The organism is Rhodosalinus sp. FB01 (assembly GCF_041365715.1).
Lineage (GTDB): Bacteria > Pseudomonadota > Alphaproteobacteria > Rhodobacterales > Rhodobacteraceae > Rhodosalinus.
On record NZ_JBGFSH010000001.1, the window covers coordinates 81,265 to 92,908 of the forward strand.

General features: G+C 69.5%; 11 protein-coding genes. 1 reads left to right on the forward strand and 10 read right to left on the reverse strand.

From position 1 onward, the window contains the following. Positions 1–85 precede the first annotated feature (85 nt). The 10 genes from AB6A65_RS00305 to AB6A65_RS00350 form a co-directional block, all read right to left on the reverse strand. Positions 86–1,402, reverse strand: a complete 1,317-nt coding sequence (locus AB6A65_RS00305) for an acetyl-CoA carboxylase biotin carboxylase subunit family protein (protein WP_371036355.1) — start codon at positions 1,400–1,402, stop codon at positions 86–88. A gap of 174 nt (positions 1,403–1,576) precedes the next feature. Continuing rightward, positions 1,577–2,704 (reverse strand): NAD(P)/FAD-dependent oxidoreductase, encoded by a 1,128-nt coding sequence (locus AB6A65_RS00310; RefSeq protein WP_371036356.1) that lies wholly within the window; start codon positions 2,702–2,704, stop codon positions 1,577–1,579. Then, positions 2,656–3,720 carry a histone deacetylase family protein gene (locus AB6A65_RS00315; RefSeq protein WP_371036357.1) on the reverse strand — a complete coding sequence of 355 codons (1,065 nt, stop codon included), beginning with the start codon at positions 3,718–3,720 and terminating at the stop codon, positions 2,656–2,658. The genes AB6A65_RS00310 and AB6A65_RS00315 overlap by 49 nt, the downstream gene beginning before the upstream one ends. Continuing rightward, the gene (locus AB6A65_RS00320; RefSeq protein WP_371036358.1) at positions 3,717–4,184 is read right to left on the reverse strand and encodes a GNAT family N-acetyltransferase; all 468 of its coding nucleotides are present in this window, start codon (positions 4,182–4,184) and stop codon (positions 3,717–3,719) included. Before AB6A65_RS00320 ends, AB6A65_RS00315 begins: the two co-directional genes overlap by 4 nt. Before the next feature lies 1 nt (position 4,185). Continuing rightward, positions 4,186–5,112, reverse strand: coding sequence for a 3-keto-5-aminohexanoate cleavage protein (locus AB6A65_RS00325; protein WP_371036359.1), 927 nt, complete (start codon positions 5,110–5,112; stop codon positions 4,186–4,188). Beyond that, positions 5,112–6,455, reverse strand: a complete 1,344-nt coding sequence (locus AB6A65_RS00330; protein ID WP_371036360.1) for an aspartate aminotransferase family protein — start codon at positions 6,453–6,455, stop codon at positions 5,112–5,114. The genes AB6A65_RS00325 and AB6A65_RS00330 overlap by 1 nt, the downstream gene beginning before the upstream one ends. A gap of 4 nt (positions 6,456–6,459) precedes the next feature. Further along, positions 6,460–7,539 carry an ABC transporter ATP-binding protein gene (locus tag AB6A65_RS00335; RefSeq protein WP_371036361.1) on the reverse strand — a complete coding sequence of 360 codons (1,080 nt, stop codon included), beginning with the start codon at positions 7,537–7,539 and terminating at the stop codon, positions 6,460–6,462. Between the two features lie 172 nt (positions 7,540–7,711). After that, positions 7,712–8,854: a PotD/PotF family extracellular solute-binding protein gene (locus tag AB6A65_RS00340; protein WP_371036802.1), complete on the reverse strand. Its 1,143-nt coding sequence runs from the start codon at positions 8,852–8,854 to the stop codon at positions 7,712–7,714. 52 nt (positions 8,855–8,906) lie between these two features. Then, positions 8,907–9,701 carry an ABC transporter permease gene (locus tag AB6A65_RS00345; RefSeq protein WP_371036362.1) on the reverse strand — a complete coding sequence of 265 codons (795 nt, stop codon included), beginning with the start codon at positions 9,699–9,701 and terminating at the stop codon, positions 8,907–8,909. Beyond that, complete coding sequence (locus tag AB6A65_RS00350) at positions 9,701–10,567, reverse strand: ABC transporter permease (RefSeq protein WP_371036363.1); 867 nt, start codon at positions 10,565–10,567, stop codon at positions 9,701–9,703. Before AB6A65_RS00350 ends, AB6A65_RS00345 begins: the two co-directional genes overlap by 1 nt. Positions 10,568–10,670: 103 nt before the next feature. On the opposite strand from AB6A65_RS00350, the gene AB6A65_RS00355 reads away from it, so the two are divergent. Next, positions 10,671–11,639 (forward strand): LysR family transcriptional regulator, encoded by a 969-nt coding sequence (locus AB6A65_RS00355; RefSeq protein ID WP_371036364.1) that lies wholly within the window; start codon positions 10,671–10,673, stop codon positions 11,637–11,639. Positions 11,640–11,644: the final 5 nt, after the last annotated feature.

The following is an 11,644-nucleotide window of genomic DNA, read 5'->3' on the forward strand; positions in this document are numbered from 1 at the left end:
AATCCGGCCAGGGTCGCAGGGACGGCGCCGGGCTGCGTTTCCCGGGCTGCCGGTCAGCGCGACAGACGGGCTCCGACCGCCGCGCTCAATGCCCTTCCTTTCCGGTTTCCGCCGTACGGATGTCCATCGCGTCGAAAAACTCTTCGAAGTCGGCGTGCAAGGCTTCGCGGCTCGACGCGCCCAGGAATATGGCCGCGAGTTCGTGGCTGTATTCGTCGCGGTGCTTCAACTCGCCCAGCCGCAAGCCTTCTTGCACATAAAGCTGGATCCGCGCGCCGGGAAAACGCTCCTCGAGGGCGCGGATCTTGTCTTCGCCGGGCGCGTGCGTCACGACCTCGTCGTCGGAATGGCCGTAAAGCCGCGGCATGAACTTGGCGGCGTAACGGAATTCACCGCGACGGGCGGGGTAATCGGGCTTTCGCCCCAGCGCCACGTCGAGCATGACCTCCTTGTGGGGCACACCCTCCACCATGTCGAAGATCGGGCTGTGCGACTTGGAAATGCGCGCGTTGATTTCCAGCAGCGACAGGCTGTCCTCTTCCTCGTGGTAGAAATACTCGATGTTGAACGGCGAATTGTCGAGGCCGATGGCCGCGACGACCTCCGCGGCCGAGGCGCGCATGCGCGCTTTCACCGGCTCGGGAAGCGCGGAGGGATACTCGTACCGCTCCAGGCTGGACCGGTTCGGCCCCCGGATCGAATCCACGATCCCGTAGATCTCCGTCTCGCCCCGAAACACGTAGCCCTCGAGTGTGCATTGCGCGCCCTGTGAAATGATTTCCTCGGCGATGCACTGCGCCGCGCCCGCCTCGGCGATCTCGGCGGGCAAATCGGCATATCCCATCAGCACCTCGAGCGGCTCCGCGAACCGCGAGATTCCCGACCGCGTCTGCGCGAGCGCGTGGGCGTAGTCCTCCCGGTTCTCGACCCGAAATCCGAGGATCGAGGAATGGGCGACGACCGGCTTCAGCCAGAACGGATAGTCGAGCGGCGGCGCGTCCGGGTCCGCCTCGAAGGGATCGACGCGCGCGAAACGCGGCACCTGCCGCGGCACGGCGTTTCGCTGGACGCTCCGGCTCCAGTACTTGTGCTGGCAGCGCAGGACGCTTTCGAGGCTGGGGCCCGGGAGACCGAATTCCCGCCGCAGGATCGGCATCATCACGATGGACGGGAAATCCCAGTAACTCACGATGGCGTCGATCGAGCCGTCGAAATCGCGCAGCACGCCCCGCGCCTTTTCGAGCAAGGCTTCCATGTCGAAACGCTCGGCATGGGTGATTTCGTCGAAATCGAAAAGCGTGTGGAACGCGTAATCGTCCGCATGACGCACGTTTTTCAGAAGGCGGAGATTGAACGGGTCTAGCCCCGCGACGAAAACGTTCCTGCGTCGATCGTCGTCCATAGGCCCTCACCCCACCCTTTGCAGAACGGCTGAAAAGGTCTCACACGCGGGCAACCGGGTCAAATCGGCCGGGCGCAAGGGCGCGATGGCCGCCCAGGGCCGGGCCATCGACGCGGGCGCCACTCCGGCGCCCCCCCGCGCTCTCTCTTCGAAGGCCCCACGTTGCGGCGCGGCTCAGCCCTCGGGCGCGTGGCGTGCGCCCGCCGCTGCAAGCCGCGCGGGCGCCAGCGCGGGCAGGAGCGCGGGATCGGGCGCGGCGCCGCCGCCGGTCACGAGATGGCGGGCGATCGCGGCGAGGGCGGGCGCGGTCTGCACCCCGTAGCCCCCCTGCCCCGCGAGCCAGAAGAATGCCTCCGCGTCCGCGGCGAAACCCGCCGCCGGCGTGCGGTCGGGCAGGAAGCTGCGCAGCCCGGCCCAGCTGCGCTCCACCCGCTCCACCGCCTCAGTCACCGCCTGTTCGTAGCGCCAGAGCCCCTCGGCCAGCACCATGTCGTCGGGCCAGGCATCGTGCGGGTCCACCGGGTCCTCGTCCGCCGGCGAGACCATGAGCCGGCCGGCATCGGGCTTCGCGTACCAGGTCTCGGTGGCAGAGCCGAAGAGCGGCCAGCGCGCCACGTCACGACCGCCGGGCGGCGGCAGGATCGCCGCCGAGCGCCGGTGCGGCACGAGGCCGAGGGGCGCCACGCCCGCCAGACGCGCCACCTCGTCCGCCCAGGCCCCGGCGGCGTTGACGATCACCGCCGCCCGTTCCGCGCCCTGCGGGGTCTCCACCCGCCACGCGCCGCCCTCCCGCGCGATGGCCGTCACGGGCGCGCCGGTCACGATCCGCCCGCCCCGCGCCCGCAGCAGACGGGCATAACCCTGGAGCGCGCGATCCACGTCGATGTCGCGGGCGTCGGGCTCCAGCGCGGCGGCCTCCACCGGGCCGGGATCGAGGATCGGCACGAGCTCCGCCGCCTCCCGCGCGCTCAGCCGCTCGATCCCGTCCGCCTCCGCGCAGTAGTCGGCGAAGGCGTGGGCCTCCCCCGCATAGGCCAGCGTCAGCGCGCCGCGCGCGGACAGAAGCGGCGTGTCGGAGATCCCGGAGGCTTCGGCATAGACCGGCTCGGCCAGCGCGTTGAGCGCGCGGAGCGTCGCGTTGCCGTAGTTGCGGATGAAGATCGCCGCCGAGCGGCCGGTGGAATGGTAGCCGAGCGCGGGCTCGGACTCGAGAAGCGTCACCCGCGCCTCCCGGGCGATCTCGGCCGCTGCGCTCACCCCGGCGATGCCGCCGCCGATGACGATGACGTCGGGCGCGCGCATGCCGCGGCGCCGGAGAGCGCGGCGGTCAGGTTGGGCCCGCGATCGGGCGAGAGATAGCCGCCCTCCTGCACGTAGAGCTGCGGGCGCCCGAGCCCGGCGATGGCGCCGGTGATCCGCCCGAAGCCCTCCGTGGTGACGGCGAGGCCCTGGAACGGGTCGTTCACATGGGCGTCCAGCCCGAGCGCCACCACCACCACGTCCGCCCCGAAGGCGTCGATCCGCGCGAGCGCGGTGTCGAGCGCGGCCAGGTAGCCCGCGTCGTCCGTGCCCCGCGGCAGCGCCAGGTTGAGGTTCGCGCCAAGCCCCGCGCCCTCGCCCCGTTCCTGCGGGTAGCCCCAGAAGAACGGGTAGAAGCGTTCGGGATGGGCGTGGATCGAGACGGTGAGCACGTCGCCCCGCGCATAGAAGATCCCCTGCGTGCCGTTGCCGTGATGCACGTCCACGTCGAGGATCGCCGGGCGGCGCCCCGCGCGCAGCAGGTGCTCGGCGGCGATGGCGGCGTTGTTGAGGAAACAGAACCCGCCCGCGAGATCGCGGTAGGCGTGATGGCCCGGCGGGCGCGACAGCGCGTAGACGGCGCGCGCGCCCCCCAGCACGAGATCGGCCGCCGAAAGCGCCGTCTGCGCCGACCAGTAGGCCGCCTCCCAGGTATGCTCGGCGATCGGGCAGGCCGTGTCCGCCTGGTGCCAGCCCGCCTGCCCCACCGCCGATTTCGGGTAGCCGTCGGCCCGGCTCGCCGGGTGGATGTTGGGGATGACCTCCTCGCCCGCCCCCTCGATACGCCGCCAGCGCGGGTAGATGGTGCGCAGGAAATGCAGGTATTCCGGCGAGTGCACCGCCGCGAGCGGCCCCATCCCGTGATCCGCCGGCGCCTCGAAGACGCAGCCCGCCGCCTCCGCCGCCGCCTTCAGCCGGGCGATGCGCTCGGGCTGCTCGGGGCTCGGCAGGCGGGTGCCGTTCGCCATGAAGAACTTCGGGTCGTGCCGCCACTGGCGGTCGTCGAAAACGGCTTTCATCGCTCTCTCTCCAGTGCCGCGAAACCGGCCTCGCTCAGCATCATGCGGGTCTGCCCCGTCACGGGCGCGAAGCCGAGCCTCTCGTAGAAGGCCCGCGCCGCGCGGCTGTCCTCGTAGACCGCGAGGGTGAGGAAGAGCGCGCCCCATTCGCGGCGCGCGTCCGCCGCCGCCGCGGCCAGCAGGCGCCGCCCGAGCGCCCGGCCGCGCGCGCCCTCCGCCACCCAGAGATCGGAGACGTAGAGCCCCGCCCCGCCGGCCACGGTGGAGAAGACCGGCGAATAGAGCGCGAGGCCCGACGGCGCGTCGCCGGCGATCTGGGCGCGCGCCACGCCGCGCGAGAGCGCGGCGGCAAGCTCCGCCTCCCCGGCGCGGTGATCATCGCCCAGATCGGCCGAGAGGCGGGCGAGCCCCTCGGAAAGCGCCGGCATGTCGTCGGGCCCTGCGGTGCGGATCGAAACCGTCATGTCAGATCGCCGTCGCCGCCGCGCCCTTGAGACCCAGAATCTCGCGCGCCTCGTCTGGGCTGGCGGGCGTGCGGCCGAGCTCTTCCACGATGCGCCGGACCTTGGCCACCTGCTGGGCATTGCTCTGCGCAAGCTCGCCCGGCCCGATGGTCAGGCTGTCCTCGAGCCCCACGCGCACATGCCCGCCCATGGCGGCAGCCTTCGCCGCGAAGGGCATCTGGTAGCGCCCGGCGGCCAGCACCGAGAAGGCATAGTCAGAGCCGAAGAGCTTGTCGGCGATGCGCTTCATGTGGATCAGGTTCTCGGGGTCGGCGCCGATCCCGCCGAGGACGCCGAAGACGAACTGGATGAAGAAGGGCGGCGCCACAAGCCCGCGATCGGCGAAATGGCGCAGCATGTAGAGATGGCCCACGTCGTAGCACTCGAACTCGAAGCGTGCGCCGCGCTCCTGGCCGAGCGCGGTGAGGATGCGCGCGATGTCGCGCGGCGTGTTCCTGAAGACGAGGTCGTCGGAGCCCTCCAGGAACGGCTTCTCCCAGTCGTGGATCCACTCTTCCACCCGCTCGGCCATGGGATAGAGGGCGAAGTTCATCGTGCCCATGTTGAGCGAACACATCTCGGGGCGCGCCTCCATCGGCGCGGCGAGCCGCTCTTCGAGGGACATGACCGCGCTGCCCCCGGTGGAGAGGTTCAGCACCGCGTCGGTGGCCGCGGCGATGCGCGGCAGGAAGGCGCGGAAATGGGCGGGATCGGCCGAGGGCTGCCCCGTTTCGGGATCACGGGCGTGCAGGTGCAGGATCGCCGCGCCGGCCTCCGCGGCCTCCACCGCCTGCGCCGCGATCTCCTCGGGCGTCACCGGCAGGTAGGGCGACATGGAGGGCGTGTGGATCGAGCCCGTGATCGCGCAGGTGATCAGGATCGGCGGCATCAGGCCACCGCCGCCATCTCGGCACTGAACTCCGCGAGCGTCTCGTCGAGAAGCCCCGCGATCTCGTCGATCTGCGCCTCGCTGACGATGAGGGGCGGCGCGACGATGACGTGATCCCCGGCGTAGCCGCCGCGCGTGCGGCGCGAATAGACGATGAGCCCCCGCGCATAGGCCAGCTCCACGAAGCGGTGAAACGCCGCCCGGCCGGGCGGCAGGGGGGCCATCGACTGCCGGTCGGCCACGAACTCGAAGGCGGTGAGCAGCCCCTTGCCGCGCACGTCGCCGATGAGCGGGTAGCGCTGGCGGAGCGCCTCGAGCCGCTCCATGAGGCGCGCGCCCATGCGCTCGGCGTTCTCCACGAGGCCCTGGCGCTCGATCTCCTCGATCACGGCGAGGCCCGCGGCACAGGCGAGCGGGTTGCCGGCATAGGTGTAGCCGTGCAGGAAGCCGCCCGCGTCGAGCACGGGCTCCACCAGCCGCGCGCCCACGGCCATCGCGCCCAAGGGCACGTAGCCCGCCGCGAAGCCCTTGGAGAGCACCATGATGTCGGGCGTGATCCCCCAGTGCTCGGCGGCGGTGAAGCGCCCGGTGCGCCCCGCCCCGGTCATCACCTCGTCGAAGATCAGCAGGATGCCGTAATGCCGGCAGATCTCGGCCACCCGCTCCATGTAGCCCGCGGGCGGCACCAGCGCGCCCGTGGAGGCCCCGCCCACCGGCTCCACGATGAAGGCGAGCACGCTTTCCGGGCCTTCCTCCTCGATCTTCGCGGCCAGCATGTCGGCATAGTGCCGCCCCGTGGCCGGGTCGGCGGGGTCCAGCCCGTCGAGATAGGCGCGCGGCGCGGGCACGCGCGGCATCATCCGCATCATCGGCTCGAACGGGTCGGTCAGTGCGTCGTAGCCCGTCACCGCGAGCGCCCCGAGCGTGGAGCCGTGATAGGACGGGAAGCGCGAGATCACCTTCCAGCGGCCGCCCTGCCCCGTGGCGAGCGCCCATTGCCGGGCGAGCTTCAGCGCGCTTTCCACGGCCTCGGATCCGCCCGAGACGAAGAACACGCGGTCCAGCTCGCCCGGGAGAAGCGCGGCGGTCCTGCGCGCCAGCGCCTCGCTCGCCTCGGTCTCGAAATGCAGCCGGTAGCCGAAGGTGGACCGCTCCATCTGCGCGCGCATGGCGGCCAGCACGTTCGGGTTGGAATGGCCGATGTTGCAGACCATCGCGCCCGACGAGCCGTCGATGTAGCGCTTGCCGTCCACGTCCCACATGTAGATGCCGCGCGCCTGGTCGAGCACCGGGCGGCGCTGACGGCCCTGGTAGAAGAGATGCGATGGCGGACGCTCGGTCATGGGCCTACCCCTCCGGCAGCGCCGCGCAGTCGCGCGGACGCAGGTGCAGCGTGACGGCATCTCCCTCGGCGAAGGGATGCTCGTCGATCATGTTGATGGCTTGCAATTGGCGCTCCCCGGCGCGCACGAAATAGCGCACCGCCTGGCCCTGGTAATCCACCGTCTCGACGGTGGCGTCAACGCAGGCCGCACCCTCCCGCGTCGCGCCGCGCGGGGCGAGTGTCAGCTTTTCGGCCCGGATCACCAGCTTGGCCGCGCCCGCGTTCCCGACATGGGGCGCCTTCCCGGCGGGCACGGGGATGCGGCCGAAGACCGCCTCCTCCAGCACCACGGCGCCGCCCTCGCGGCCGGCGACCCGCGCGGGCAGGATGTTCGAGGCGCCGAGGAAACGGGCCACGAACTCGCTCGCGGGCGTGTTGTAGACCTCCTCGGGGGTGCCCACCTGCTCGACCCGGCCGTCCGACATCACCACGATCCGGTCGGACATCGCCAGCGCCTCGGACTGGTCGTGGGTCACGAAGACCGTGGTGACGTTGATCTGGTCCTGGATGCGCTTGAGTTCCACGCGCATGTCCTCGCGCAGGTTGGCGTCGAGCGCCGAGAGCGGCTCGTCGAGAAGCAGCACGTCGGGCTCGATCACGATGGCGCGGGCGAGCGCGATGCGCTGCTGCTGCCCGCCCGACAGCGCCTTGGGGTAGCGATCCCCCAACTGCGGCAGTTGCACGAGGTCGAGCGCCCGCTGCACCCGCCCCGCGATCTCGGATTTCGCCACGTCGCGGTATTTCAGACCGAAAGCCACGTTCTCGGCCACGGTCTTGTGTGGGAAAAGCGCGTAGTTCTGGAAGACGAGCCCGAGGTTGCGCTTGTGGATCGGCACGTCGTTCATGCGCCTGCCGCCGATCAGGATCTCGCCCTCGGAGGGGTCGAGAAGCCCGGCGATCATGCGCAGGTTCGTCGTCTTGCCGCAGCCCGACGGCCCGAGAAGCGTGACGAAGGCGCCCTCCTCGATCTCGAGGTTGGTCGGATGGACGGCGGTGAAGCTGCCGAAACGCTTCACGATGTTGCTGAGCTGGACAGAGCTCATTCAGACAACCTCCTTGCATCGGGGGCGGCCGCGCGCCCCCGGAAATCCGGCCCGGGCACCCGGCCTGCCGCGCGTCCCTTGCCGCCCGGGCCCGGCGCGGCGCCGCGTCATGCGCACCGATTCCGCGACCCTTCGACCGGCGCGGCCCCGTCGCCGGGACCGCGCCCTGTCCTCAATACCCGCGCTGCACGCGGCTGAACTGCTTGGACCACTCCGCCTCGTTGCCGTTCCAGTATTCCGGATCGGCGAAGGTGAGGCCCGAGAGCGTGCCCGTCGGGTCGTAGGCCGGCAGCGTCGGGATCTTGTCGCCGAGATCCACCTTGGTCCCGTCGAGTGCGGGCGGATAGTTCTGCCCCTCGGCCACCGCGATCGAGGTTTCGGGCGCCAGCATGAAGTTCAGAAGCTCCTCGCAGGCCGAGCCCGGCGAGCCCTTGATCACGAAAAGACACTCCTGCCAGCCGAACCCGCTCGGCGGGTCGTAATAGCCGATGTCGTGGCCCTGCTCCTGCAGCGCGGCGATCCGGCCCGACCAGCCCTCGGTGACGTAGATCTCCTCCTCGGCGAGAAGGCTCATCAGTTCCGCGCCCGAGCCCCAGTATTTCAGCGCGAGGTCGCGGTGCTGGCGGATCGCGTCCCAGACGGCGTCCATGTCCTGGATGTCGTTCGGGTCCTGCCCGGTCTGAAGCGCCCCGTACCAGATCCGCGTGCGCCAGTCCGACCAGCCGCCGATCTTGCCCTCGTAGGCCGCGTCGATCAGGATGCGCGCGCCCTTTTCCTGCATCTCCTCGTCGGAGAGGTGCGCGCGATTGTAGGCAAGCCCCGTGGTCCCGTAATTGTAGGGCACCGCCGACAGCGCGTCGGGCGTGATCGCGCGGTAGGGCTCGACGAGCCGCGTCATCACCAGCTCGAAGTTGGGGATGTTCGCCAGGTCGAGCTCGGTCGTCAGGTCGAAGTTCCGGTACCGCGCGTAGTCGAACACGCCCGAGAGGTGGGCGATGTTGTACTCGCCCGGCTGGCTCGCGCGCACCTGGGCGAGATACTCGTCCCCGCCCGAGAAGGTGCCGTCCACCACCTCGATGCCGGTCTTGCCGGTGTAGGGGTCGAAGGCGTGTTCGCGGAACGCCTCCGACACCACGCCGCCCCAGCCGTCGAAGCGGATCTGGCTCACGTCCTGGGCGTGGGCGTAGCGGGCGAAGGGCGTCTGCATCCCGTAGGCCAGCCCCGCCGCGCCGATGAGGCCGAGAAAGCCCCGGCGGTCGATGTCGCCGTTCCGGTAACGCTCCAGCAGTCGTTCGTAACGCGTTGTATCGTCAATTTTTTTGGTCATCTTCATCTCCTTGTCGGTCTGGGGTTGGGGGCGGCGGTTTTCACCCGCCGCTTCTGGTTGCGAGGGCCCGCGCCAGTGCCAGCCCCAGAAGGGGCAGGCCCACCGTCATGAGGATCATGACCGTGCCGAGCGCGTTGATCTCGGGAGAAATGGAATTCCGCAGCAACGAGAAGATCTGCGTGGGCACCGTCTCGACGCCGCCCGGCTTCCAGAACAGCGTGCCGGTGATGTCGTCGAAGCTGATGGTGAAGGCAAAGAGCGCGCCGGCCAGCACCGCCGGCAGCATGAGCGGCAGGGTGATCTCGAAGAAGGTCTGCACCGGCGAGGCGCCGAGCGACATCGCGGCCTCCTCCACGTCGCGGCGGATCGCCACCAGCCGCGCCTGCACCACGAGGATCACAAAGGGCAGCGTGAAGATCACGTGCCCCAGAAGGAGCATCGTGAAGCTCTTGCCCAGTTCCAGGAAGTTCAGGAAGAGCAGCAGCGCCACGGCAAGCACCACCTCGGGCACGAGGATGGGCGCGATCAGGAGCGTCGTGATCATGTTCGCCGCCGGCACCCGGTAGCGCACCAGCGCGAGCGAGGCGAGCACGCCGAGCGTGGTGGAGATGATCGCCGTCAGCAGCCCAAGCGCGATGGAGGTGCGGAAGGCGCGCAGGATCGCCTCGTTCTGCGCCAGCTCCACGAACCAGCGAAACGAAAAGCCCGTCATGGGAAAGCTGCCGAACTGGCTCGCGTTGAAGCTGAGCAGCACCACCACGGCCACCGGCAGGAACATGAAGCCGTAGACCAGAAGCGTCCAGAAACGCACGAGATTCCAGCCGAGCCCCCCCATCAGCCGAGCCCCTTGGCCAGTTGCGCCATGCCGAGATAGCGGTTGTAGATCAGCACCAGCGCGCCCAGCACGATCAGCAGCATGAGCGAGAGCGCGGAGCCCAGCGGCCAGTTGAGCTGGGTGATGATCGCCTCGTAGACGAGGTTGGCGAACATCGCATCACGCGGCCCGCCCAGCACCATCGGCGTGATGTAGGTGCCCGCGCCCAGCACGAAGCACAGCAGCCCGCCCGCCGCGAGGCCAGGGAGCGAGAGCGGCAGCGTGACCTGCAGGAAGGCCTGCCACCGGGTGGCCCCGAGCGAGGTCGCCGCGTCCTCGAGGTTGGTGTCGATCCCGTCGAGGCTCACGAACACGTTGAGCACCATGAAGGGCAGCAGGAAATGCACGAGGCCCAGGATCACCGTGGTCTCGTTGTAAAGCATCTGCACCGGCTCCGCGGTGATCCCGAGGGTCATCAGCAGCCAGTTCAACGCGCCGGAGACGCCCAGGATGTTGATCCAGCTCATCGTGCGGATGATGTAGCTGATCCAGAAGGGAAGGATCAGGAGAAGCAGAAGGATCGCCTTGTTTCCCTTTGACCTCGCGATGAAATAGGCCGCCGGATACCCCATGAGCGCGCATACGAGCGTCGTGATCCCGGCGATCTTCAGCGTGCCCAGCAGGATGTCGCGGTAGAACGCATCGGTCAGCGCCTCCTGCCAGTTCGCGAGCGAAAGCGCCGGAATGTCCGCGCCCGTCGCCGAGCTCAGCCAGAAGGAATAGACCACGATGAAGAGAAGCGGCACGAACAGCAGGAAGGTGACCGCCGTCAGTGCGGGCGACAGCAGGATCCAGGGCTGGCGGGCTTCGCGGGCCTCGACGGACATGCACAGTCCTCGAAATGACGGTTTCGGGCGAAGCTTGACCCCTCGTCCGGGTATAGATCAAATAGTTAACGAGAATTGTCATTATTGATAGGGTCTATGATCTATGGATCTGCCCGACGATCGCCGCGCGCCCGAGCGCACCATGCGAGAGCTGGACTGGAACCTCCTGCGCACCTTCGTCGTGCTGTCGGAATCGCGATCGGTGACGGAGGCCGCGAACCGGCTGCGACTGGCGCAGCCCTCCGTTTCGGCGGCGCTGAAGCGGCTGGAGGCGCGCATCGGCAAGCGCCTCATCGACCGTGGCCCGGGACTGTTCCGCCTGACCGAGGCGGGCGAGCGTCTCAAGCGCGAGGCGGTGGACATCCAGGGCTCGATCCTGCGCATCGCCACGCTCATGCGCGAGCTTCCCGACGAGATCAGCGGCCATGTCCGCCTCGCCGTGGCCAGCCACGTGGTCTGCCCGCTCTTCGACCGGGTGCTCGCGGAATTTCACGCGTGCCACCCCAAGGCCACGCTTTCCATCGACGTGCACACCAGCGCCGAGGCCGTCGCGCGGGTCACCGACAAGAGCGCGACGCTCGCCGTCTGCCTCGTGCGCGAGCGCAACCCGCGGCTTGAATACAGCCGGCTATATCGCGAATATTTCGGCCTTTTCTGCGGCCCGTCGCATCCGCTTTTTGGGCGAGAGGGCCTTGCCGTCGGCGATCTGGCGGGGCAGGACGCGGTCAGCTTCGAGACCGACCGGCTGGGCGACGTGCTGCGCCCGGTGACGCTCATGCGCGCCGAGGCGCGGATCGGCGAGCGGGTGATCGGCGTCTCCAGCCACCTTGAGGAGGTGCGGCGGATGATCGTCGCGGGGCTCGGCGTGGGCTCGCTTCCCGTCCACGTCGCGGCGCGCGACATGGCCGAAGGGCTGCTCTGGCAGCTGCCGCCCCACGAGGCTCTGCCCGCCATCGACGTGCACGTGGTGTGGAACCCCAGGACACGCATGAACCGCGCCGAGTCCTCCTTTCTCGAGCTGTTGCAGGCGGCCATCGAAACCACGCCGATCGAGGCGCGGACCTACCGCTGAGGCGC

What these genes read in the sequence shown, in the direction of transcription:
- AB6A65_RS00345 (WP_371036362.1), bottom strand. Translation starts at nt 9,701, where the DNA reads ATGGGGGGGCTCGGCTGGAATCTCGTGCGTTTCTGGACGCTTCTGGTC.
- AB6A65_RS00335 (WP_371036361.1), bottom strand. Translation starts at nt 7,539, where the DNA reads ATGAGCTCTGTCCAGCTCAGCAACATCGTGAAGCGTTTCGGCAGCTTC.
- AB6A65_RS00305 (WP_371036355.1), bottom strand. Translation starts at nt 1,402, where the DNA reads ATGGACGACGATCGACGCAGGAACGTTTTCGTCGCGGGGCTAGACCCG.
- AB6A65_RS00325 (WP_371036359.1), bottom strand. Translation starts at nt 5,112, where the DNA reads ATGCCGCCGATCCTGATCACCTGCGCGATCACGGGCTCGATCCACACG.
- AB6A65_RS00330 (WP_371036360.1), bottom strand. Translation starts at nt 6,455, where the DNA reads ATGACCGAGCGTCCGCCATCGCATCTCTTCTACCAGGGCCGTCAGCGC.
- AB6A65_RS00350 (WP_371036363.1), bottom strand. Translation starts at nt 10,567, where the DNA reads ATGTCCGTCGAGGCCCGCGAAGCCCGCCAGCCCTGGATCCTGCTGTCG.
- AB6A65_RS00310 (WP_371036356.1), bottom strand. Translation starts at nt 2,704, where the DNA reads ATGCGCGCGCCCGACGTCATCGTCATCGGCGGCGGCATCGCCGGGGTG.
- AB6A65_RS00355 (WP_371036364.1), top strand. Translation starts at nt 10,671, where the DNA reads ATGGATCTGCCCGACGATCGCCGCGCGCCCGAGCGCACCATGCGAGAG.
- AB6A65_RS00320 (WP_371036358.1), bottom strand. Translation starts at nt 4,184, where the DNA reads ATGACGGTTTCGATCCGCACCGCAGGGCCCGACGACATGCCGGCGCTT.
- AB6A65_RS00315 (WP_371036357.1), bottom strand. Translation starts at nt 3,720, where the DNA reads ATGAAAGCCGTTTTCGACGACCGCCAGTGGCGGCACGACCCGAAGTTC.